At 35.1% G+C, this 24,459-nt stretch carries 24 protein-coding genes; 2 read left to right on the forward strand and 22 right to left on the reverse strand.

Annotated elements, in window-relative coordinates; translation table 11 throughout:
- Positions 1–519 precede the first annotated feature (519 nt).
- The 15 genes from PZE06_RS02060 to PZE06_RS02130 all read right to left on the reverse strand — a co-directional run bounded on the left by PZE06_RS02060 (position 520) and on the right by PZE06_RS02130 (position 12,940).
- A complete protein-coding gene (locus PZE06_RS02060) occupies positions 520–903 on the reverse strand; it encodes a VOC family protein (RefSeq protein WP_150913785.1) in 384 nt (127 codons plus the stop codon).
- A gap of 229 nt (positions 904–1,132) precedes the next feature.
- Positions 1,133–2,143, reverse strand: a complete 1,011-nt coding sequence (locus PZE06_RS02065; protein ID WP_150913787.1) for a zinc-dependent alcohol dehydrogenase family protein — start codon at positions 2,141–2,143, stop codon at positions 1,133–1,135.
- 311 nt (positions 2,144–2,454) lie between these two features.
- Entirely contained in the window at positions 2,455–2,931 is a 477-nt protein-coding gene (locus PZE06_RS02070) for a DinB family protein (RefSeq protein ID WP_150913789.1), read from the reverse strand.
- A gap of 151 nt (positions 2,932–3,082) precedes the next feature.
- Complete coding sequence (locus tag PZE06_RS02075; protein ID WP_150913791.1) at positions 3,083–3,298, reverse strand: transcription initiation factor TFIIIB; 216 nt, start codon at positions 3,296–3,298, stop codon at positions 3,083–3,085.
- Between the two features lie 94 nt (positions 3,299–3,392).
- Positions 3,393–3,950, reverse strand: coding sequence for an alpha/beta hydrolase (locus tag PZE06_RS02080; protein WP_150913793.1), 558 nt, complete (start codon positions 3,948–3,950; stop codon positions 3,393–3,395).
- Between the two features lie 442 nt (positions 3,951–4,392).
- A complete protein-coding gene (locus PZE06_RS02085) occupies positions 4,393–5,133 on the reverse strand; it encodes an AAA family ATPase (protein ID WP_191963127.1) in 741 nt (246 codons plus the stop codon).
- Positions 5,134–5,521: 388 nt separating this feature from the next.
- Positions 5,522–6,358 (reverse strand): sensor histidine kinase, encoded by an 837-nt coding sequence (locus PZE06_RS02090; RefSeq protein WP_225310580.1) that lies wholly within the window; start codon positions 6,356–6,358, stop codon positions 5,522–5,524.
- A gap of 95 nt (positions 6,359–6,453) precedes the next feature.
- Positions 6,454–7,125 (reverse strand): response regulator transcription factor, encoded by a 672-nt coding sequence (locus tag PZE06_RS02095; RefSeq protein ID WP_150913797.1) that lies wholly within the window; start codon positions 7,123–7,125, stop codon positions 6,454–6,456.
- Positions 7,126–7,136: 11 nt separating this feature from the next.
- Positions 7,137–7,916: an ABC transporter permease gene (locus PZE06_RS02100; RefSeq protein WP_150913800.1), complete on the reverse strand. Its 780-nt coding sequence runs from the start codon at positions 7,914–7,916 to the stop codon at positions 7,137–7,139.
- On the reverse strand, positions 7,909–8,826 hold the full coding sequence (locus tag PZE06_RS02105) for an ATP-binding cassette domain-containing protein (RefSeq protein ID WP_150913802.1): 918 nt from the start codon (positions 8,824–8,826) through the stop codon (positions 7,909–7,911). Before PZE06_RS02105 ends, PZE06_RS02100 begins: the two co-directional genes overlap by 8 nt.
- Positions 8,827–8,974: 148 nt before the next feature.
- The gene (locus PZE06_RS02110; protein WP_150913804.1) at positions 8,975–9,727 is read right to left on the reverse strand and encodes an SDR family oxidoreductase; all 753 of its coding nucleotides are present in this window, start codon (positions 9,725–9,727) and stop codon (positions 8,975–8,977) included.
- A gap of 45 nt (positions 9,728–9,772) precedes the next feature.
- Positions 9,773–10,246 (reverse strand): DJ-1/PfpI family protein, encoded by a 474-nt coding sequence (locus PZE06_RS02115; protein WP_225310583.1) that lies wholly within the window; start codon positions 10,244–10,246, stop codon positions 9,773–9,775.
- Positions 10,247–10,357: 111 nt separating this feature from the next.
- Positions 10,358–10,648, reverse strand: a complete 291-nt coding sequence (locus PZE06_RS02120; RefSeq protein WP_150913806.1) for an RNA polymerase alpha subunit C-terminal domain-containing protein — start codon at positions 10,646–10,648, stop codon at positions 10,358–10,360.
- A gap of 648 nt (positions 10,649–11,296) precedes the next feature.
- On the reverse strand, positions 11,297–12,382 hold the full coding sequence (locus PZE06_RS02125; protein ID WP_150913808.1) for a M42 family metallopeptidase: 1,086 nt from the start codon (positions 12,380–12,382) through the stop codon (positions 11,297–11,299).
- Positions 12,383–12,448: 66 nt separating this feature from the next.
- On the reverse strand, positions 12,449–12,940 hold the full coding sequence (locus tag PZE06_RS02130) for a dUTP diphosphatase (protein ID WP_150913810.1): 492 nt from the start codon (positions 12,938–12,940) through the stop codon (positions 12,449–12,451).
- Positions 12,941–13,231: 291 nt separating this feature from the next.
- Between PZE06_RS02130 and PZE06_RS02135 the strand changes: the two genes are divergently transcribed.
- Entirely contained in the window at positions 13,232–13,642 is a 411-nt protein-coding gene (locus tag PZE06_RS02135) for a sigma-w pathway protein ysdB (RefSeq protein ID WP_150913812.1), read from the forward strand.
- A gap of 164 nt (positions 13,643–13,806) precedes the next feature.
- Here PZE06_RS02135 and PZE06_RS02140 read toward each other — a convergent pair whose 3' ends face one another.
- On the reverse strand, positions 13,807–14,379 hold the full coding sequence (locus tag PZE06_RS02140; protein ID WP_150913814.1) for a TVP38/TMEM64 family protein: 573 nt from the start codon (positions 14,377–14,379) through the stop codon (positions 13,807–13,809).
- Between the two features lie 605 nt (positions 14,380–14,984).
- Between PZE06_RS02140 and PZE06_RS02145 the strand changes: the two genes are divergently transcribed.
- Positions 14,985–15,275: a DUF1294 domain-containing protein gene (locus PZE06_RS02145; protein ID WP_225310581.1), complete on the forward strand. Its 291-nt coding sequence runs from the start codon at positions 14,985–14,987 to the stop codon at positions 15,273–15,275.
- Positions 15,276–15,375: 100 nt separating this feature from the next.
- Here PZE06_RS02145 and PZE06_RS02150 read toward each other — a convergent pair whose 3' ends face one another.
- The 6 genes from PZE06_RS02150 to PZE06_RS02175 all read right to left on the reverse strand — a co-directional run bounded on the left by PZE06_RS02150 (position 15,376) and on the right by PZE06_RS02175 (position 24,299).
- Positions 15,376–17,505: a heavy metal translocating P-type ATPase gene (locus tag PZE06_RS02150; RefSeq protein WP_150913818.1), complete on the reverse strand. Its 2,130-nt coding sequence runs from the start codon at positions 17,503–17,505 to the stop codon at positions 15,376–15,378.
- On the reverse strand, positions 17,498–17,866 hold the full coding sequence (locus PZE06_RS02155; protein WP_150913820.1) for an ArsR/SmtB family transcription factor: 369 nt from the start codon (positions 17,864–17,866) through the stop codon (positions 17,498–17,500). Before PZE06_RS02155 ends, PZE06_RS02150 begins: the two co-directional genes overlap by 8 nt.
- Positions 17,867–18,130: 264 nt before the next feature.
- Positions 18,131–18,688 carry a hypothetical protein gene (locus tag PZE06_RS02160; RefSeq protein WP_150913822.1) on the reverse strand — a complete coding sequence of 186 codons (558 nt, stop codon included), beginning with the start codon at positions 18,686–18,688 and terminating at the stop codon, positions 18,131–18,133.
- Positions 18,655–20,532 carry a tyrosine-type recombinase/integrase gene (locus PZE06_RS02165; RefSeq protein ID WP_150913824.1) on the reverse strand — a complete coding sequence of 626 codons (1,878 nt, stop codon included), beginning with the start codon at positions 20,530–20,532 and terminating at the stop codon, positions 18,655–18,657. The genes PZE06_RS02160 and PZE06_RS02165 overlap by 34 nt, the downstream gene beginning before the upstream one ends.
- Positions 20,522–22,948, reverse strand: a complete 2,427-nt coding sequence (locus PZE06_RS02170; RefSeq protein WP_150913826.1) for a hypothetical protein — start codon at positions 22,946–22,948, stop codon at positions 20,522–20,524. The genes PZE06_RS02165 and PZE06_RS02170 overlap by 11 nt, the downstream gene beginning before the upstream one ends.
- Positions 22,926–24,299 carry a tyrosine-type recombinase/integrase gene (locus PZE06_RS02175; RefSeq protein WP_150913828.1) on the reverse strand — a complete coding sequence of 458 codons (1,374 nt, stop codon included), beginning with the start codon at positions 24,297–24,299 and terminating at the stop codon, positions 22,926–22,928. The genes PZE06_RS02170 and PZE06_RS02175 overlap by 23 nt, the downstream gene beginning before the upstream one ends.
- Between the last annotated feature and the right edge of the window lie 160 nt (positions 24,300–24,459).

Below are 24,459 nucleotides of genomic sequence, written 5' to 3' on the forward strand. Positions count from 1 at the left end.
TTTTATTGTAAATATTTGTATACTTCAGCTAATCTTTCATATAAAATGGAGCTATAACCTAAAGACTTGTTTAAGGAATGAAAACATGATCCAGCTCTATAGAATTAAAAAAGGCAGAAAGTACATTCAAACTGTTAAATATGAATCTCAAAATGAAAACGATCCTAATCTTATATACAGAAAAACCGGATCAATCCTTAGTGATTTCTGCGTTAGAAATCATTAAATATCAAAAACTCCTAGATCATGTCTTAGGTCACGGCAGCTATATGCTAGAGTCTGTTAACGACTTAAATTAAGCATTTTTATAACTGAGATTTTCCTAATTGGAGTGAGCGTGACTGTTGCTCAGATCATGTCCCAAGTTTTTCCTTACTACAATTTTCTTCACAGAGGCACTTCTCTCAAGATAACAATGACCACGCTAAAGAGAAAGTCTGCCAATGATCACTCGTAAAATCTAGAGAGCAAAAAGCTTTACTTCCAAATTGAAGTAAAGCTTTTATGATTATTGAATGATTACTGTTCAATCATCTGAATGAGGTTTCCGCATGTATCGTCGAAAATTGCGATCGTAACTTCCCCCATTTTTGTTGGTTCCATCGTAAAGCTCACGCCTTTTTCAACTAAACGCTCGTACTCTTCCCGAATATCACCAACCCCAAACATCGTTACAGGAATTCCTTCAGCAAATAATTTTTGCTGATACTCTTTGGCAGCAGGATGGTTATTAGGTTCAAGTAAAAGTTCTGTACCACCCTGTTCATCTGGAGAAACAAGCGTTATCCACCTATATTCTCCACTTGGAACGTCATGCTTTTTTATAAAACCTAATGTTTTTGTGTAAAACGCCAGTGCTTTCTCTTGATCTTCGACAAATACGCTGGTAACAATAATCTTCATCTATTCTCTCCTTTGTTTTTCTTATTTCGACTATTTGGCAACCTCATGATTGCTTATCATGATAATACTTAATTATAGCAAGACAAAGCAAATAGCTATCTACACAGTCAGTCCTTCTAAACTTCTAAGCTCCCCTGTAACTTTTACACATTTTTTGGTGAAAATAAAAGGTATTCCAAGCAGATGACACTATACGAATGCACTGTTAAATTCACACATCCTCTTTTCATTAATTGGTTAACATTACTTTCCCTTTAGCTGATTCAACCGTTTCAATCGCCTTTTTAATTTCCGTTAGACGATAACTTTCATGTACCCTCTTCAAATTTAAATTTTTCTCAACTACTAACTTAATCACATTCTGAAAAGTATCATGCCATTTATTAAGCGAAGCATACTCGTTCCAGTTTCGCAAATGAAACATATTTGCATTTACTTTAGCTTTTTGAACAATTTCGGACCAATTAACCTGAACTCCTGATAATAATCCAATGGATAGAAAATGACCGTTTGGATGTACACAAAAAGCTAGCTCATTCCCCGAGTTCCCGCCAATAGAATCAATAGCAGCTGCTGCTCCTTCTCCATTCGTTAACTCCATCACGGACTTATGAAGGGAAGCTTGTGAGATGTCTACCACTGCTGAAGCACCAAGAGTGCGTAATCTTTCGGTATAGTGATTGTTTCTAACAACAGCAATCACTCTAAAACCTAGTATTTTTGAAAGCTGCACAAATATCTGACCAACAGAGGAACCAGCTGCATTAATTAGTAATACATCATTCGGCTCCAACTTTAATACTTCAGTACAAATCACCCATGCAGTAAGCGGGTTAATATAGAGCTGAGCTGCCACTACATCATCAATGGAATCAGGAATTAGAATAGCGAAATCCGATGTAGTTTTTACAAATTCCTGCCATGTTCCTTCTCCACGTAAAGGCAAAACACGTTTCCCAATCAGTTCCTGTGAAACAAATGGGCCAACAGCCTCTACTATTCCAACCCCTTCATATCCAGGAATATTCGGTAAGGAAATTCGGTGAGCGTAAGCGCCCCGTATCGGTATCAAGTCGGAAGGGTTGATAGGACGTGTTAACATTCGCACTAAAACCTCATTGTCCTTTGGTGGAGTGATAAATTTTGATTCCACCCTCAACACTTCGTTCGGACTTCCAAACTGATGAAATATTACACATTTTCCATTCAAAGGTAATGACTCTCCTTTTATCGAAATCATTTTTTTCCACTTATGAACTTTATATATTTAAATCCATTGGAAAATTTCTACATCCGTATGATCTACCATCATTTCACTATAGCTTTAGTCGTCCATCAATAGCTTTTTCTGCTGAACTTAAAATTTCTACCGCCATGAATTCCCAATATGATTTATTATACAAAATTCCTCTTTCCTTTTATCACGCGCTCCTAGCTTCGAGCCAAAAAGCAATAAATTTTGCGAAGGAGCGACTTGAAAAAAAAAGCTCTACTTCTATTTGAAGTAAAGCCCTATTTGATAAAATCATATTAAAATTTCCACCGTATTATTTACAAACCTTCTTCTTTTGTCGGACCCATTATGCCGGGTACCGGTAAACTAGCCTGACGGAGAAGAACAGTCATCTGGCCGCGATGATGGGTTTGATGGTCAATAAGCTTTCTTAAGAAAGCACCTCGTGGTGTTGGTCCTCTGAAACTATCCACCGTTTCAAGCAATTTATCATCAGTCATATTTGTTTCTACCGCTTGCTTTATATCTTCAGCAATTTTTTTATAAGCATCAACAATTTCATTTGCCTTCGTTGGCACCACTTTCGGATCACCTGAAGATTCTAATTTTACGCCTACAAGGCTCATAAAGAATACAGGACTTGTCGTAAGATGCCAGCCTAGCCATCCTAAAGAACTATGTCCTTCCACAATCGCTTGATCCAATTTGTCATCTGATAATGATTCAAGAACGCGAAGTGTCCCCTCCGCTGAATCAGTCCAATCTGCTAAAAAGTCATTAACCGTTCTGTACATATTATCAACTCCCATTTATTATAATGCATTTTGCGATAATTTTACTGTGCTTACCTCTACTGGTCAACCCTTCTCAAATTCTCTCTTTTATAAAAAATCCGTTTTCAACCGCTTAGGCTAGATTTTTTTTACTCCGAATATCCTTCACACATTAAGAGAAAAATGTGTTTTTAAAAATCTCTGGTTTTTTTACGTAACTTTCAATGATAAATCCACAATCTGTGCAAATGATGTATTCAACCTCTGAACCAAAACTCATTTTCCCCTTAGGATACATGGCTCCGTATCCACTATGCCTCCCTATTCCTATTCCTTTTCCATTCTCACCACATTTTGGACATTCTGTAACCGTTATAGAACGTTTCATTTAGAGCACCTCCTCGACAGGGTTACAATTGTTTACGAATGAATAATAGATTGGTTTCATGTATCCTTCGCTTTATCATCAATCATTACCGGATTCAAATACTCGATAAACTTCTTATATCGTTCACTAATTCTGTTAATCCATTTGAGAATAAATGCTGATTGCCATCAAGAACTCTTTTATGAGCGTGTGGAAGCTTCTTAGCATAAGCAGCATGATGAACAAAAGGAACAATATCCTCACCACGACTGTGATAAAGGAATAAATTGTCGATTTCACCGAAATGTCGCTCAAAACCACTTTGAAGGAAGAAGTCGCTCCGTTGCCAATCTGAATCAATTCCCCAGTACGGTGCTGCAACAACAAACAATCCAGAAATTTTTATCATAGATTCTTCGGAAAGGTATTTTAATAGAAAAGAACCTCCCAACGAATGTCCGATAAGAATGACCTCTCCTGATAGATGATTGCCTTCCTGCTCAAAAGCTTTCTTCCACTCTACATATTTTGGATTCTCAGGAATTGGCATGCTGGGAGAATAGAAATTGTAGTCTTCCTCAAGCTCTTTCTTCAAGTAGGCGCTCAAATTGGTACTGCCTTGATTTTGTCCTTGTGGGCCAGCGCTATGGATGAACATTACTGTCGTTTTCATTACAGTCCTCCTTTATGAGATAACTTTCACTAAAAAAGGTTAGTCCTTTATTCAATGAACACCTGCTACAAATAGCTTCCGCTAACGAGATGCTAACAGGTAACCTCATAATTTATACTTTTTTATACAGAACTTCTTTTGGATTTAGAACCATTAACATAACTACAAAATAAAAAAGGAATATATATCCTAATACGTCTAATAATTCTCCATTATCAAAACAAGTGAAAAATTAAAAAGAAAAATAGACCTTTTAATAATTGTTCCTTTTTAATAATAAACCACCCCATTATTTTTGCGATGGTTTATTATTACGATTAACGGTTCTCATTATCTTCCGACTGGAGACGGAAACGCTAAGTAACTTGATTAAATCCTCCTATCATGTACAGATGCTTTTTCTTAAACGCTTTATACCAATAATCACTCAGCTTTCGTGCAATTATTCTTCGTCATCTCGAAATAATTCATATAAAAACTTTTCCCGTCTTGTCAAAAAGTTTAATGTTAAACGATAATGCTCCGTTTCTTCATAGCAAATTTCTTGAATCGGTGATTCGTCAAAATTATAAATTTGCGCATCTGGATAACCAAGGAGAATAGGTGAATGGGTTGCAATAATAAACTGGGCATGATCTTTAGTTACTAATTCGTGAATGACTCTTAAAAAAGTTAATTGTCGAGCAGGAGATAATGCTGCTTCTGGTTCATCCAACAAATATATCCCTTCCTCTCCAAAGCGGTTCGTAAACAAAGACAAAAAAGACTCGCCATGGGATTGCTGATGTAATGACTTCCCTCCATAGCCTTGATATTGAAATAGAGGATCTTCCTCCGCCAACTGATCGAGATAGGAAGCAAAATGATAAAAGCTCTCTGCTCTTAAAAAAAAGCCTCTATTGATCTTCGGAAACCAGGAGAGTCGGATATAGTCACCTAAATCAGATGTAGACGCCTCAACAGAATATTGATTATTCCTACCTCCGCCAGCACTGTTGAAACCACATTGATAAGAAATGGCCTCAAGTAAGGTCGACTTCCCTGAACCGTTTTCCCCAACAAAAAATGTCACAGGATTGTTGAACTCTATTAAATCCGTATTTTTTAAGCTCGGAATCGAGAACGGATAGCTATTTAGATTTTCAATTCTTTCCCTCATCATTTTTACGCTTCTTAAGTACAAAATAACCCCTCCTATATTCTTGCAGTAGCTCCTCTCAAGTCATTTTATCAATTGTTGATACTCCTTACCTTTCCAACATATCATGATTATCTAATTCAATAAATCTTAAAATATACTTTTTCCTTGGCACTCCCCATTCATTTACTTACTCTCTTATCATGGTCGCCAATGAATTTTTTAATTAACAGAGCACTATCTTTTATAGTATTCCAATTAGGTCAGAGCAAACGGCTTTGTTCATCGCTCCCCAATCTTTTATCCTGATGCTTCTTTCTCCAATTTCCTTTTTGAATCCTGGATTTGCTAAGAAAAGTTTGCTACATGAATTTCTGAGAAAGCAGAATTTAAACTGCTTTCCTAAAAAACGACTGCCATTTCAGCAGTCGCTTCAACTCGTTTTCTCAAGTTTACAAATCGGAAGATAAATAGTAAGAACAAACCAATTATCTTGCAGCCGAGCTTCCATCTTTCCATTCATTTTTTCAACTAACTTTTTTGAGAGGTATAAGCCTAACCCGCTTGCTTCCGTATTTGTTCTACTGGTATCCTCCGTATAAAAACGCATAAATACTTTCTCTACAGCCATTTTATTATCTCGTTTAATATCATTTTTGATGCTGAAAACGAGGTAATCTTTTGCATTCTCGTAGCGAATAATCGCCTTGCTTTTCGCATAACGAAGAATATTCTGAGCGATATTTTGGAACACACGAGTGAGCATTAATTGATCGCCGATAATTTTTCTATCATCCGTTTGTTCGGGAAATTGGAGTGCAATTTTCCTTTTCTCTAATTGTTCATAAAAAGTCAAAAAGATTTCTTCCACTAACTTAAACAGTGAAATCGGCGATAGTACCATTTCTTTTTGACTCGTTTCAATACGAGCTAAATCATAGAAGTGCTCAGTCATTTCCAACAGTCGTTTTACTGAATGATCAATAACTGCTAAGTAATGCTCCTTCTTTGTTTCATCATTGGTTGCATGTAAAAGTTGCACATATCCGTTAATAGATGTGAGGGGTGTCCGCAAATCATGAGATAGTCCAGTAATCGATAGCTTTACGTTTTCTTCCATTTTTTTCACCTGACGATTTTTCTCTTCAAATGCATCGATCATTTGATTTAATTCGTCGATTAATTCCAACAAAGTCTTTTCACGGAAATTTACAGACAGTCTACCGCCAAAGCTAGCTCGAGTTGGGATATTTTTAATTTCTTGATTCAATCTTTTTATCTCTCTTTTAAAAAAATAAATATAAAAAAGAAGCGCCAATGTTAGGAAAACAAATATCCATCCCCACACTTCAATCACGCTCCTTTTTAATCAAATTTGAAGCCAATACCCCATACTGTCTTAATATAGTTTGTCTCTTCATGATTTAATTTACTTCGTAGATTACTGATATGCATGTTAATCGTTTTATCACTGTCAAAATAGGGCTCATTCCAGACACTTTCATAAATATTAGCGCGGCTGAACACTTTTTGTGGATTCTCTAGAAAAAGAAGAAGAATGGCGTACTCTCGTCCAGTTAAACGTATCAGTTGAGCATCAACTTTCACATCCCGAGTTTCCAAATTGACGCTTATATTTTTGTAATGAATTTCTTTCTGATTGTTTACTGGTGCCTTTATTGCATGGCGTAATTGGATGTTAATTCGGGCAAGGAGCTCCTTCACATCAAACGGTTTCGTCAAGTAATCATCTGCCCCATTGGTCAAAAGCTCTAATTTCGAATCTTGATCCGTTTTAGCGGAAATGACAATCACTGGTACTCCTGAGTTATGCCGAACTTCTTGAAGAAATTCTTCCCCATCCATCCCCGGTAACATCAAATCTAAGAGAACTAAATCAACTTGACTTTGTTCGAAGAGTAGTTTTCCTTCTGTCCCTGAGTATGCACTTAGTGTGTTGAAACCATCCAATTCTAACGTTTCTTTCAATAGGGAATGAATCGCCATATCGTCTTCAATAATTAATATTGTTATCAACTTTCACCGACCTACTTTATATCTGCTCGTTTAAAAACCAAAATTCCTATAATTGATGATAACACGATTGTGATGAAACTAACCAATATCATGTCAGAGTACTTCGCCACATCTATTGGACTTGCGAAATCGGAATAGAACAAAAATGATTCTGTAAACCAGAAGGTCACATGTTTAAAATGTTCGGTTTCTAGAAAAATTCCTGCACCAAAGCCTGTTCCAATCGTATAAAGAAAACTCCAAACAAGAGAAATGGCACTGTTTTTTGTTATAAAACTAATCATCACATAGATCGATACATTAGCCAGAATCAATAGATAAAGCGTCATAAAAGTTTTAAGGGCATACCAGCCATAATTATTTATTTCGGACACTTCACCAAAGCCTAAAACGATTGAAAAACAAATCATCCCCAGTGCTGTCAAAACGACTACACCAACAAATGCAAGGAGTGAAACCATCAGTAATTTTGACAAATAATAATGAATGCGACTTCGCCCTAAAGACAACGCATTGCGAATAGTCCCATTTTGAAATTCTTCACCTATGAAAAATCCAATAAATGCACACATCGTGAGTAAAACAGTCAAGCCATTTTTCTCCATCATGAGAATCCCTGTTGCCCCGTTAATGACCGTATCTTTTGCCTGAATAAGCTCGGTTCCATAACCCACCATCATTTTACTATTCACCGCTTGGATGATAGGAAGTATGGATAAAATACTTAGAACAATCAATAACTTTTTGCTTCGAATTAATTTGATTCTCTCAGCCGTTAAGAGATTAAGCATGATGGTTTCCCCCTGTTAACTGTAAAAAGTAATCTTCAAGTTTCTGTCTAGTTGTCCCGATTCGAGAAACAGTAACATTAGCATGAACTAATGAACGATTGATTGTCGCTACATCATTTAAGCGTTCATAAATGTTTATTCCCGTTCCGTTAATGACTTCATAATCACCAATCCCCAATTCATCTAGTACGACAACAGCCTTTTGAACGTCTTTAGTCTCTAATTCAATATATTGGCGCGTTTCATTTGCAAGCTCTTCTCTTGAAAGCTCTTTGATAAGTTTTCCATCATGTAAAATGCCGTAATGGGTAGCGATTTGTGATAGCTCATCAAGTAAATGACTTGAAAGTAAAACAGTGATCCCCCGTTCAGATACCAATCGATGAATAATTTCACGCATTTCAACAATTCCTGAAGGATCAAGCCCGTTCGTTGGCTCGTCTAAAATTAAAAATTCTGGATGTGTAATAAGCGTTGAAGCGATTGCTAAGCGTTGGCGCATTCCTAATGAAAAATTCTTCGCTTTCTTTTTCCCGGTATGCTCCAGGCTCATTAAACGAAGCAAATCATCAATCTCCCGTTCGCTTACCCCACCGTTTGCCGCTTGGACTCTAAGATTATCTCGAGCTGTTAATTCTGGGTAAAGGGCTGGCGTTTCGATCGACTGCCCCATTTTCCTTCGTGCCTGCTGCAACCCCTTCATACCTGTTTTCTCAAACAATTCGATATCACCCTCATCGATTGTAATTAATCCCATAACAGTGCGCATGAAAGTCGATTTTCCTGCACCATTCTCACCGATCAGGCCGTAAATCATTCCTCGCTTTATTTTGATTGACACTTTATCGAGTACCTTGTGTTTCCCATATTTTTTTGAAACATTGGTTGCTTTAAGAATTATTTCACTCATAATGTTCTTCCTTTCGAACTTGATAAACTTAGGATAAACAATACATATAAAAATTTTGACTAGAAAAAGATAAAAAAAGGATAAAGAAATTCAAAAAGGCGGAATCCAATTTGAAATATTGGTTCCGCCTCTTAAAATGCATTTTCTCCTAGCCCCGAATAAACCCACCTTCAGAATGAATCACCTGACCAGTGATCCATTGTGCATCATCACTCGCGAGAAAGGCAATGATTCTCGCAACATCTTCTGGTTGGCCAATTCGACCCATCGGAAATTTTGGTAATAAATATTCTCTAATTTCATCGTTCATCCATGTTGAATCTGTCGGTCCTGGATTTACTGAATTCACCGTTATTCCTATTGGCGCAAGCTCTTGAGATAATGAGCGAGAAAAAGCAGAAATAGCACCTTTTGTTGCTACATAAGCTAACTCTCCTGGCATTGGTCCTAAATCTTGTCCTGAAGTCAAATTAATAATTCTGCCTTTATGTAAGTTTGATTTTTCAAAACGACGGGCGAATTCTACGCAAAGAAGAAAAGTAGTTCTCATATTAACAGCATAATGTTTATCTAGTGTACTAGCATCCAAAACCAAAAATCCATCATTCTTTGAATGAGCGGCATTATTGACAAGGATAGATGGGGTACCAAGTTTATTTTCCACAGCATGAAGGATTTTTACTGCCGCATTAACTTCTGATAAATCGATGTTCAGATTCTCACAACGGACACCCATATTGACCATTTCCTGTTGAAGCTCTTCAATCCAAGCCTGTTCCGATTTCCAATGGGTAAAGAAGATATCCACCCCTTGTGAAGCGAGTTTTCGGCATATTGCCGTTCCTATATCTCTTGAACTACTAGCTCCAGTCACAATCGCAACTTTGTTTTTCAATTCCATTATCCAAGGCCTCCAAATTTGTGATCCCACAGTGTGGACAATCTTTTACCTTTTTCCCGTGCAAAATAGATACATTCTTTCTGCTTGTTTTCCATCTTTCACCAATCCAAGGAGTTTACAAGTTTCGATCGTAAATTCAGGGTAAGAAGTTCCTTTTGCCGTTATGTATCCTGCTCCGACTTCCACATCCGCCCCCGTATAAGTGGATTGGGAAAATATATTTTGATAATATTTAAATGTCCCTTCCATGCAAGTGAATTTTTTCTCAGCAATTATTCCCGCTTTTGCAAGTAACACTGCTGATGCATAAATTGATGCAATTGGAACTTCTAAACGATAAGCTCTCTTCAGGGCGTTCTCGACCATTTCTTCATCTATTACTTTTTCAATCCCATCCCCACCAGAGATCAGAATTAAGTCAATTTCTTCTAAGTTCACTTCATTTAGAGAAATATCGGCATTTATGTTTAAGCCACCAAGACTTTCAACAGAGTTCCCGTCAATCGTTGCAGTTGTAATCTCTGCATTCCCTTACTTTTTTAGAAAAAATAATGTATGGGCAATCTCAAAATCTGCATATTGTGGATAAGCAAAAAATAATACTTTAATCATCTTTCCCCCTCCGGCCATCTATTTTTTAAACGCCAGCCCTTCTTCCTCTAACGAAGCTCTCAGCATCGGTAAAGAAGCAGGACCTATTCCATGGAGTTTTAGAATTTCTTTTTCGCTGTAATTCGAAAGCTCTTGTAAAGTCTCAATCCCTTCGTGAATCAAGGCATTTCTTGCAGGTGAGCTAAGTTTCGATAGGAATCCACTCTCAGGCTTATTCTCCTTATTGCAAATCGGACAGCTTTGACAATTACTACTTTTGTAATACTCATGACCTTTTTCACAAACCCTAAGCCTTTTTCTCGTTTCCATTAAAACACCTCCAAATCAATTACTCTAAATATAATTCACTCGCTCAACCAAAAAGCACTTACTCCAGTATATCTAAAAGTAATTTCTAATATCTATTGGTAATTCTTCTACTGCAAGAATTTTTAATCTAGGTGTCCCTGAGGAAGTCACAATGACATATGTTTTTTCATCATACTCAATTAGCGTTAACTGACTTATACGGTTCGCAGACGTATCCACTCTGTTTATGTAATCAAAATCTTCCTTTTTAAAATTCTCACCGTTACCTTCTAATATTAAATCCCTGCACCTCTTCAAAATCATTTGCAAAGGAGAGCTCTTGGTATATTTCAATCGAATTTTTTGATTTAAGAAAGTAAAGATAATCGTTCAAGCAACACAGAAGTATAAAAAGTACAATTATCAATAGTACTCCAGTTGTAATGCTTTTCTTTTTTATAAATTCCACATGATCGGTTCCTCTTCCAAGCACTACTAATTCCCATAAACTACTTAAATTAATTGGATAGCACGATTGCTCTAATTGTAACAAAAAACAAAAACCACTGATAATTTGCCAATATTACAGAAATTAACAAAACAAAAAATAGCATACCAACCATCCTAGAGAAAAATTGGTATGCTACCTAGCAATTTAATATAGCTTTCTTATTCGTACGTAATTTTGTTCACCGTCTCCGCATCGAGGCGTTTAATCACTTCTGCAATTAGTTTAACAGCATTATCATAATCATCCCGGTGTAACATTGCTGCGTGTGAATGAATGTATCTTGTTGCAACTGAAATTGCTAAAGATGGGACACCTTCATGTGATAAATGAATAGAACCAGCATCTGTTCCGCCGCCTGCTACGAGATCAAACTGATAAGGAATGTTTAATTCATCGGCTACTCCTGTAACGAAATCACGAAGACCTTTATGGGAAACCATCGAAGCATCATATAAAAGAATTTGAGGGCCTTTCCCCATCTTACTCATTGCTTCCTTCTCACTTATTCCTGGAGTATCTCCAGCAATCCCGACATCTACCGCAAAGCCGATATCAGGCTTGATCTTATATGAAGCTGTTTTTGCTCCTCTTAAGCCAACCTCTTCTTGAACATTTCCAACTCCATAAACGATGTTTTCGTGGTTTTCACCTTTTAGTTGCTTTAAGACGTCAATTGCAATTGCACAGCCGATACGGTTATCCCATGCTTTTGCAAGAAGCATCTTCTCATTGTTCATAACGGTAAATTCGAAATACGGTACGACCATATCTCCTGGCTTTACGCCCCATTCTTGAGCCTCTTCACGGCTTGATGCACCAATATCAATAAACATATCTTTAATCTCAACCGGCTTCTTACGTGCTTCTGGAGATAAAATATGTGGTGGCTTCGAACCGATTACCCCTGTCACGCCTCCTTTGTTGGTCACAACAGTCACACGTTGGGCGAGCATCACTTGTGACCACCAACCACCAACTGTTTGGAAGCGTAAAAACCCTTTATCATCAATTTGCGTTACCATAAAACCGACTTCATCTAAATGACCTGCTACAACTATTTTAGGTCCGCCTTCTTTTCCGACCTTTTTCGCAATTAGGCTCCCTAAGCCATCAGTGGTCACTTCATCTGAAAATGGTGCAATATACTTTTTCATGACTTCTCTTGGTTCTCTCTCATTACCGGGAATTCCCTTTGCATCTGTTAATTCCTTAAGCATCAATAAGGTTTCATCTAATTTAGTCATTATTTCGACTCCCTTAATATGTAGAATATGGATTCATTATAACGAAAATTCTTGCAAATGTACAAATTAATAACCTTCCTGTTGCCTCTTATAATTTACTTCATTTTTTGCGATATATGCTTCCTTTATTTCGGTATCGCTAAACCCAAGTAATGATGCTAATAATAAGTAATGTTCAAACATCTTTTCGTAGCTACTGCGCGATTTTACAGCGCGAAACGTATGGACAGATTCATATACTTTTAAAAATTGCTCAGTTAGGCTAAGTTCATTTTGCTCCTGTGCGGATATGGTTTCGATGCCCGCAAAGCCACATTCAATCCCTAATGAGACCATAAAATGTATTCCATCGACAAATTCCTCAAGAATGACACTTCGAGGAGACGGGTCTTTCAAGCTCCAAAATTTGAAACAGCGAGTCTCATTGGCAAGTTCACCTAATTCTACTAACAATGCCAGCGTTTTTCGGTCAAATAAATCTTCATCTTCCAACTGGTGCTGCTGTTCAATATGCTGATCTAATTCTTTTTGCATTAAAAAAATTTCTTTTAACTCCATCTATGTCCCCCACTATCTAATATTTACAGTTTGGTGATGATGAGACTTTTGCTCATTATCGTTCTGCTATGATGAAATGAGAAAACCATCTCTCATTTCTACAATCAGAGCACTCCATTCAGTTTGTTGAAAGCATATGCTCCTTACAAACTGGGAGTAATCTTCTATTTTCATCATAACGAAAACTGGGAAGAAATGAAATATCACATTTTTTTTGAAAATATATTTAAAAACATGAAACCTTTTCTTTTCTCATTCGTATATAAGGCAAAATGACTGGAGGACGACGCTATGTGGATGATACGTTTTCTATTATTTGCCCTCATAATCTTTTTAATATATAGCTTAATTAAATATTTGCTTAATCCAAAACGAAAACTAGAACTCGCTCACGAACAGAAACGTTTCTATTTCCTTGATAATAAAAATAATGTGCGAAAAAACTTTCTTATTACGTATAAAGGGGTTCTGTTTGAAGGTGAAAAATATTTAGGCACTACAGAAAATGCCTTTGAGGTTGTGAATGTATTTATATGGCCTCATCGCATTGCTTCTTTAAATGGCCTTGTTCGAGAAGATTTTGAGTTTATTGAAAGAAAAGTTCAAGAAAGCTATCCTAATGCAAGCATCGATTGGAAGAGCCCGATTCATGAATTTATGAAAAAGAACGGTCATTCTAAATCACCTTTTAGGGATGAATAACACCTGACATCCAAACGGTAGGCAAGCTCGAAATTTTCGAGCTTGCCTACCGTTTTTTCCATGAGAAATTTCACCCTTTCCCCTCATAGAAGGGAAAGCTTTATGTTATTATATACACGCTCGAAAATCATTATCTCCTCTGACCAATTTTCAAGACCTATTTTTTAAGCTGTCGCTTTAAAAAAATCACTCCACTTAATGACAGTCAATTTCTCCCTCAAAATATAGACAAGAATAGAAAGAGAAAATAAAATAACCAGAATCATTGTCGGTGTAAAACGGCTGATAAATTCACCAAAGACGGTGTAAAAGAAGGCAAGAGGAAGATTGGTCAAAAAAGAAGCTTTCATATAATCCTTAAAACCTCGATATCGTTCTAAGAGGCAAAAACTTAACAGATGATAATGAATAAATGGAATCAAGCGCAAAATCGCCACTTGGCCAGTCGTTAAATTCCGATATTCACCAAACCACTTTTTCTTAATATTACTTAGTTTTCCATGGGTCTTCGGCATTCGCTGTATCAATACAAAAAAGAGAAAGCTGCTTAATAACAAACCGATCACAGAGTAAAAGGTGCCAGCAACAGTTCCAAATAATACTCCTCCAGCAATACAGATAACCACAACTGGTATAAATAGAAACTGCCTCAGAAAATGTAATAGAATAAATGCTATCGGTGCTAAAAACCCGCTTGTTTGTGCGATGACCAAAAGCATTGCTACCTGTTCTTCCATGCTACCACCTTCTTTTTATGTTATATCCAGATGCCAAGGGGTTATTTAAAAAAACAGATTTAAAATAGATGGGTTATTAAAGCTTATCGCCTTATTTTAGCTTTTATGACAAAAACATTGGGTGGGCATCATTCAAAAAGAAAATGTCCGAGCATCCCTATTTGTAGCAATGACAATGCCGGAAACCCCCATTTAAACGCGATGTGCTTTGTTTTATGACGAAACCAGTTCATTCCTATATTATGATAAGTGGGATTATTGTACATTCATACTCTAACTCGATTATTATTGGCTTTTTAGTAAAATTAGATCAATTTTACTTTTGGACAAAAAAACTATTATTATTTTCTACTATGATAAAATAATTGGATTAATATTGGTAAAATGGTTCAATATCGTGTTCTTTTTCACATGAAAAAATTGGACAATTTTCACCCATGTAAATCTACATTAATAATATGACCTTAATTCTTTCCTTTTTGCTACTCGCCCCATAAAATCGAATCTTATTCAAATTTCGGTTATAATTATTTGTGGTTGATAAAATGTAACTCCTTTACATAATTCAAATAATTGAGATTTAAAGGAATAAGATGGAGGTTAATTTGAAATTGATTTTTCTTGTATTTGTATACTTATTTTTCTTTAATACTGTTGGTATGGTATTGATGTACCTAGATAAAAAAAAGGCTATCAAAGGGGAGTGGAGAATTAAAGAAAAAACATTATTTAAAATTGCGTTGTTGGGTGGCTCTGTTGGAATTTTGCTAGGCGGCCAGCAATTTCGGCATAAAACCCACCATAATTCATTCAAATATGGAATTCCGGTTATCATTACATTCCAAATCGCATTGATCATCTTTGCCATTTATTTCTTTCAAAATAACCCCATTTGATGAAAGGACATAAAATGCAATTCACCAATAATCCCCAAAACTAAATAATGGTTTTATCATAAAAAGGGATAACGTTCTGCTATCCCTTTTACATATGATTCTATTCTTTTACTTTTAGCAATCGTAAACTGTTTAATGTTACAAGTAACGTTGCTCCCATATCAGCAAATATCGCTATCCATAGTGTTAACCAACCGGGCATGACTAACAGTAATGCCACTAATTTAATCGCTAAAGAGAAGGTAATGTTTTGCTTGATGATTGTTAAAGCCTTACGGCTTAATTTTATTGTATATGGTAACCTACTCAAATCATCAGACATTAATGCGATGTCAGCCGTTTCTAAAGCTGTATCAGTTCCAGCACCACCCATCGCTACACCAACGGTAGATGCTGCAAGTGCTGGAGCATCGTTCACGCCATCTCCGACCATTCCCACACTTTGATGTTTTTCTCGAAGTTCTTTAATGAAATTCAACTTATCCTCTGGAAGTAAATCAGCTTTAATATCAGAAACACCAATTTGTTTTCCAATTGCACTTGCAGTTCTTTGATTATCACCTGTAAGCATTACTGTTTCAATTCCAATATTATTCAATTTACCGATGACTTCTTTTGATGTTTCCCTAATTTCATCAGCTACAGCAATTAACGAAAGAATCTCTTTTTTCGTTCCTAGCACCATCACGGTTTTTCCTTGGGTCTGCATTTCTGTAATCTTTTGTTTTCTATCACTTTCAATGCTTCCATGCAATTCTTCAAAAAGTGCTGGGCTTCCGACATAATACTTTTCGTTATTTACTTTGGCTTTTACACCTTTACCCGTAATGGATTGGAAGTCTTCAATCATTACATCATTAAAGTCTGATCCATTTTCTTCTGCTTTTCTCATAATTGCTGAAGCAAGTGGATGCTGCGATCCTTTTTCAATGGCTGCTGTTATGGTCATTAATTCATTTTCATTTCCACCATATGTCACAATGTCTGTTACAGCAGGAATCCCTTTTGTTAATGTTCCTGTTTTATCAAAGGCAATCGCTTTTAAGTGTCCTGCTTCTTCTAAATGGATACCACCTTTAATTAAAACACCATTTTTCGCTGCATTTCCTATTGCTGTAACAACAGCAACTGGAGTTGAGACTACTAAGGCACAAGGACAACCAACCACTAACACAGCTAATCCTTGATAAATCCATTGGCTCCAGTCTCCCCCAAATAATGGTGGAACTACCGCAATTAAAAGAGCTAGTATCACAATCGCTGGTGTATAGTATTTTGCAAATTTATCGACAAACGCTTGAGAAGGGGCCCGTTCTGCTTGGGCTTCTTCTACCAAGTGAATGATTTTTGAAAGAGTAGTATCTTCAACTCGTTTTGTTACTTTAACCTCAAGTAACCCTTCTTCATTCAGGGTTCCTGCAAATACTTCATCATGTGTGGTTTTCGTTACTGGAACACTTTCACCTGTAATCGCAGCCTGATTTAATGTCGATGTACCTTTAACCACTACTCCATCCATTGCTAACTTTTGACCGGGCTTAACAATCATGATGTCTCCAACTTGAATATCATCAACATGAATCATCATTTCTTCATTGCCACGTCGAATTAACGCTTCTTTTGGGGCAATATCCATTAAAGATTCAATAGATTGACGTGCTTTATCCATTGAATAACGCTCTAATGCTTCACTAATCGCAAATAGGATAACAACGGTTGCCCCTTCACCCCATTCACCAATGATTGCAGCTCCTATAATGGCAATAGTCATAAGCGTATTCATATCGAAATTTAATCTGCTTAGATTTTTGAGACCTTTAATGAATAACGAATATCCACCGATTAAAATGGACCCTGCATATCCAATTGTCGGTAGAACATGCTCCTCACCATACTGCTCTCCTAAGAACCAACTAACCACAAGTAAAAGAGCTGATATATATACCTTAATGTTTTCTTTCTGCTTCCAAAAAGGTTCTCGCTCTACCCTTTGTTCTTTTTCATCTCGAATTTTTAAATTTTCAAATGCTCCTGCTTTTTCTAATTCTTCAATTGTTGTCGTCCCTTTAACATAAACTTTAGATGCTCCGAAGTTTACTTTCGCATCCTGAACACCGGGAAGTTCTTTAACATTATTTTCAAAAATGGCTGCACAGTTAGTACAAGTAAATCCTTGAACACGATAGGCTTTCATTTCTTCTTCATATAGTTTTGCTTTCTCACTAGACATTGCTCTTCACCTCTTTCTTATGTGCTAATGCAATCATCATAATTTGTCTGATATGCTCATCATCTAATGAATAAAATGCCAGTTTGCCTTCTTTTCTAAATTTCACAACCCCCTGTTTATGAAGGGAGCGTAAATGATGAGAAGCATTTGCAACTGTAACACCTACTATATTTGCGATGTCACACACACACAGTTCTTCATCTTGACACAAAGCATAGGTAATTTTTGCTCTATTTTCATCAGCAATAGCTTTTAACATTTGGGCAACACTAACAATGTCAATTGCTTGTAAATCCCCTTGTATTCGATTGACTTTTTCTTCATCATAACAATAAATCTCACAGGTATCTTTTTTATTCATTTTCTCACTCCATTCTCATTCAAGTATTCATTTGATTATATTATACTTCATTTAACCAAATACATTCAAGTATATATTTGAATGTTTTTAAAATAAGAATCTGGATAATTCTGACTCCTGATGTTTGTTTTTCTTAATTAACCTTTCTTCGCATAAAATTAAGTCCACGATTTGTTTATGAAAACAAAAGAACAAGCTATAATGAATAGCTTGTTCTTTATAAATTTTTGGATTCAACTATCCTCTAATTCCTTAGATTTTAAATCAACTGAAGGATACAATTTTTTTATTATTCTGATCAGCAACTTCCTTACGCAATTTATTGTTTTCAATTTCTAATTTTTGAATATCCTTTTGTCTATCTTCTATTTGTTGGATAAGACGTTTATTTTCAGCTTCCAACTTTTCTATATATAATTTCATTTCGAAGCTGTCAACTACTTTCTGTCTTAATCCATCTATATACATGGAAAGCTCCCCTTTTTCACTTTTGAGCTTTTTAGTCCTATTTATATTCAAAATGTCGTCTTTTTCAATTTCTTGAATTCGTTTTTCAATATAGAGTTTTAATGTATTTGTATTGAGGTTAATCTGGCTTCTTGGTACTTTTGCCCCCGATGAAACAGAGGAAATAGATAGTTTATTAGACTGCTTTATTTGTTCGTTTAATTGTCTTTGTTTCATACAGAACTTTTGTAGATATTCTTCTAACAAGATCAATTGATCCTGTATTTTTGTGCTACTAATTTCACTTAATTCACCAATACCATATCTTAGAGTGTTTTCATTTACACACTCTTTAAGTTCAATGTCGATGCCCATTTGGTAATCTCCTTGTTAACATTTTCAATATCGGAAATTATGATTTTTAATTGTGGGTAAGAAGATAAAATGAATTCTTTTCCTTTCTCGTTCAAAATAGAAAGAAGTAATTCATGCTCTTGTAAAACCCGGTTTTGATAAAACTTAATTAAAGAAGAAAATTCATTCTCATAATCCCTTTGATACTTTGAGTCCTGTTGAACTAATTCTTTGTTATGTTGAACGATTTTTGACTTATCAATAAATCGTTTATAGGTGAAATCAAACGATTCAATATTAGGTACTTTTGGACTTAGAAAATACCATTTTTCAAAGGTTGCAAGACGATATTGACGCTCACACAACATTCCTAAATGTTTAGTACATACCCCAACAACGCTTTCACGTAAGGGGTTATATTTTAATGTATTGATAATTTCATCAATATCTTTAAAAATATTGAATTTCTTCTTTTTGAGAAATTTATTAATCTCTTCATATGCTTTTATTAATTCTGGTTCTGATAGTTCTTTTTTTATCAAGTGATTTTGATTGTTTAGTTCCAAACCTAAAGAAGTTCCATCATTCGTTGCCCGTTGAAATAGTGTTTCCTTTATAAGTTCATCTCTAAAATAGTGCTTTGTCATTTCTTCAGTCAAATGATTCATATGCTCTCTTATCCATTGCAAACTAACTTTATCTTTTAGAATATTAGCAACGGCTACTCTAAATTGATGTGGATTTAAAGTATAAATAGTATCACCTTTTTTGGGGACATTTGGTAAGGTTTTTGGGATTGTACTCTTTAAATAGCTGTCAATCTTCAGTAAATGAATTTGGGCTTTTTCATATTCAGATATACGATCAAACAATTCATTTTGATTTCTATAAAAAAAGGCATCAAAGAGATAATCAAATGTTGTCCGACCATATATCTTATTAAACTTGTTCAAAAATAGATAATTGGTGCTTCCCTTTTTTCTCCTGTCTTTTGAAAGTTTCACAAGAATCTGATAAGCCTGTACAGTTTCAGGAAAAGCGATTGTTTTAGTCCATTTGCCATTATTTTCAGCAGTTGTTTTAAAAGTAAAAAATTCAAGTATGAATGCTTTTGCTTTTTTGTTTAAGATTGTAATGTCCTTTAATTTACCAGCTTCTAATCTGTGAAGTTCTCCTTTTCTCATTCCTGTGTGGGATAAAATAACAATTAGACACGCCATCATTCGATCTTGTTTTCTAAGGCTTTCATCCTTCATATCTTTTAAGGCACATTTAACAACAAGATTAAAAATTCTTTTTGGGATATTTGGTGTTTTACGAACCTCTTTTTCCGCTTTTCTTTCTGCTATTGGAACAGTAAGTATCTTTTGAAACTCCGATAAATCTATGTCACATCCAGCGAATTGAACTTCCTGCAAAAATCTCCCAACACTTTTAAGGAGCGTTGATAGATAGTTTTTTGTTAAATTACTTTTTTTAAGAGTTTCTACATATTCCTTAATGATCTCTGGTGTTAGGTATCTTAAATCATACATAAATTTTTCTTTTTCCAGATAAAAAATGAATCTTTTTATATCATTGAATCTGCTATAAACTGTACTGTTTCTATTTCGTTTATTAAACAGCTCACGCAGCATAATTTTTTTCAATAATACTCTAAACATTTTTGACTTGATAGGGGAAAAATCAAGTGGGTGTGCCTTTGGGTGTAGTTTATCGGCAATCTCCCATCTATTATCAGAAAACCTCAAATTTGTCCTAATCAAGAGGGGGGGTTCATCAATAAAATCACTTTCTAGGTAATTCTGTTGCCCGGATAAAGTACTTGCATTATCTATATTCCACTCTATTTTCTCAGTGTTCATTTTTCCCCTCCATAATCGAATACATTTTTGCTAAGTAACTTCCATACAACTCCATCAAACCTGAATAAAAGTTCCTCTCAGCCACTGAGGTCGCATTTTCTTTATTTTTTTTATAAACTTTCATTTTCTCTTCAAAATAAGAACTTCGTTCAATAGTTGTTACAAACTTTTTACAAGTCAAACATTTATAAAAACTTTCTTCGTCCAGTCCAACTTTTATACATGATTCACTTGCACAATTACCCGCACCATCTTGAACAGGTGGTAAGTTTTTAACTGATTCAATATCAACAACTTCTCCCTGTAATTCATCATCCAAAATTGAAACTTCATAAAGTGCCTCAACATACCGTTTTGTATTCTCTCTATCACGATAATGTTTAGCTGCAACTCCGGCTGTGTTTCCTGTGATTACGCCAACCTCTAATGTTGAAATAAGACCATCCTCAACCATTTGCCAAGCTCTCTCAATATATGTATCTCGTAAATTATTAGGGCTGTACTGTAATCTAATTTTCTCTTGATCATATAAGTTCTTACAAACTTCTGTAAATAAATGAATAAATCTTCCCTTTATTCTAATCACTTTATTATCAAGATAGTAATGACTACAAATAAAAATATATTTTTTTAAAGGTGAATCTGCTTTTTCATAAATTGCTTGAGTTAGTTTTAAAGCCCTTTCAATTAATCGAATATGTTCTATCATGAAGATCTCTGTCTTATATTTTCTTCCAGAAGTCTTAGAGTAATATTTAATTGTGCCAAATTCCCCACTATCATCAATTGATACAATGCAATCTCTTTCTAATCCCAATATCTCACCGTGACGAAGTTTTGTTTCAATAGATAATTGTAAAACAATTAATAATGTTTCATCTTCTTTAGTCTTTACTCTTCGAGTAAATTCCTTTTGTATTTCGGTAAAGTCTTCTGATGGAATTGGAATTCCACCCTTATTTTCAATTTGAATTGAACTGAATTGGTCAATACTCAACATAGTAATGCTATATTTACGTTGAATATGTTTTAGATAACTGCGTATGATAACAATTCGTGATTTGGTTGTTTTATCGTTGTAATTTTCATTTGATATGAGACTTGCATGATAATAAATTAAAAATCTGTTTGAAAAAGGATTAACCTCACTTGAACCCAATAGTTTGTCGGATACCGTTAATGAAGGTTTTAAGGTTAATACTTTCATTTCATCTTGATAATACATTTCTGCTTGGTTTAAAAAGTCTACTAAGACATAAAAATGGTTGTAAGTACCTCGATATGTCAAATCAGATTTCCATATGTAATCTTTTAAGTCTTCTCTAAATTCGATATTGTGTACCTTCTCAAAGTTCATAAAGGAATTATTAATGTTTCCTATGTGAGTTCCACTTTTATTAAGGTCAGCAACAACAAACCACTTATCGCTTTCAGAATAGTCGCCTATTCCATTGGTGTTTACAACCTCATAGCCCTCTTCAAGACTTTTTTGATATAGGTTGTGTGTGAAAAGATCTCTGTTGAAAAAAAACGAATTGAATAACCTTTCTCCTGTTTCTTCTAAATACATATCATCTATGTATCTATAAAACATTGAGAGAAAAGGGTAGGCTTCACGTCTTCCAAGAGGATTATATTCATCATTCATGCGATTAAAATAGATCAATTGCTCTTTAAACGTTTTCTCGTTAAAATCCTCAAATCTATTAATTTTGTAGCCACTTAAACTATCCTCAAATAATGTAGTCATTACTCTATGTTGGATGGTAAATTTGAAACCGCTTTGTTGATCAAAAATCTCTAAAAAACTTTTCACAATACTAAATAAAAACTTATTATCCGTAGGCATAAAAAAATTGCCGTACATGAACTTATTATGAGCGTAATAACCTATCTGTATAATTTGTCCAACCTTTGAATTAATCGGAAAATTGGTACTGATTCTTTCAATAAAAGGAGTTATATTAAGTTTTTTCTTACTTCTCAATTCAAACTCATATGGCAAGAACAGATTTCTATAATTTACTATAAACAACTTCACTTCGGGATTCTTAATCACATCAAAAGAGATGATATTTTGATATAAATTGCTAATCAGCTCTCTTGATGTTTGGGAGAAATTACCAAGTTTAGAGATTTCATGAAAAATGAAACAATAATTTTCCCAATTAAAATCCTCTTGGCTTCGTATGTATTTTCCGATAATTAACAAAAATTTTTTGATATACAATAATTTCAAGTTTCCTCTTTTTGCTTTGAATTTCCGTTTCATCAGAATGTCGCAAGTATCCTTAGTTTGAAGCCATTCCCAAAGTAAATTTTTTATTTGCAAATCGGATTCAAGAGATGCAATTATTGAGATAATGGTCTCGTTTTCAATGTCAGTATAATAATCATTTGTTTTTGTCTTTATCATAAGTCTCTTTGTACCTTTCGTTGTTTTTCCTCAATAATTCTACTTTATCTTCATCATCAGGATTATAATAGGCTTCACAACTTTTCGGACTGGCATGACGAAGTTCTTTTTGCAGTTCTAAAATTTGCATTCCACTTTTAACTCGTTTCATAGCGAAAGCATGTCGAAAACGATGGCTTAAATTAGTAGATTTAGAACCTTTATCTACATGAATCCCTGCTTCTTTAAAAATCCCCCGAAGAACATACCCCCATCCAGCCTGTGTAATAGGAGTATAGTGTTGGTGATTTAAAAAGATATATTGATTCTCATTGTTTACAAGGTGAGTCGTACTAACCCTGTCTGCTACTGCATTATTTTTTAGGTTTTCCCTTTTAATTGGACTTTTACTTAAAAGAATGTCATCTCTCGATTCGTCTATGTATTCTTGAATCAATTCTGCCATTTCTTCTTCAATTAGAACCGTCTGGTATCCAAGGTGATTACCTTGTTCTCTATACCAAGCATCATTATATTCATCTTTCGATGTAGGAGTTATAACCCCTTTGGCCCTTTGTGTGGGCTTGTCAGACATTCTATCACGGATGATGAGGTTATAATAACCTTCTTTATATGATGGCACTATATCTTCAAATGTTAGCCCTAAAACCTCTCCTATACGCAGCCCATAATTATACATCAAATCAATAATCACTTTTTCACGTATCCCATAGCTTCTTTCAATTACATCCATAATTCTTTCGTATTGATATGGCTTTATGTATTTCGGAACAGATTGTTGCTTAAATACTTTTTTATTTGCCTTGTATCGTTCCTGAGTCCCTTTATGTGCATGTGCAAAGAATCCATTACCTATAGTTGTACCTATTTTTATCGTTTCAAACAAAAATGAATCTGTTATGCCATACATTTTCTCTAAAAAATTTCTATAAACATTTAGATAGTTGTTATATGTCTGATTGTCTCGTCTAACTCGGAGATCAACACTCCATACACTACCCTCTTTTTTCCCCCCTTCTAAAAACAAGCGTAGATCCCTAATATCACCGCTAGTTAAATTTTGCGGATTATCAATATGTACAAGTTCCAAAAAGGAGTAGAACACCTTTAAAGCTGAAAAAGCAGTTTCTCTTTTTTTATATTTGTCATCGCCAATCTTTTCATTCAAATAGATATTGGCATCTTCTATTAAGTTTCCTTTTAAATCTGTAATTATGAAGTAAGTTTTCCTTCTTACGGTTGATAGCTTTATAAAGCCAATCATCCCAAACTTTTGGATAAGCTCATTATTACTGTCGTATCGTTCATAAACTGTTCCTAACGATGTTTGTCTATCCTTAATTACACCCATATAGTTTTACCCCCAAGGTATAAGGTCCTCGGTCTATCGACCTGCGGATACGCCTCCCGCTGTGGGCTACGTCCCCATCCAACTACAAATAGAACCTTTATGTTTTTCTTTATAAATGGATATAGACAATAACCCCACTAATCATAATTATAGAACACCA

Source organism: Robertmurraya sp. DFI.2.37 (genome assembly GCF_029211245.1).
GTDB classification, from domain to species: domain Bacteria; phylum Bacillota; class Bacilli; order Bacillales; family Cytobacillaceae; genus Robertmurraya; species Robertmurraya methanolica_A.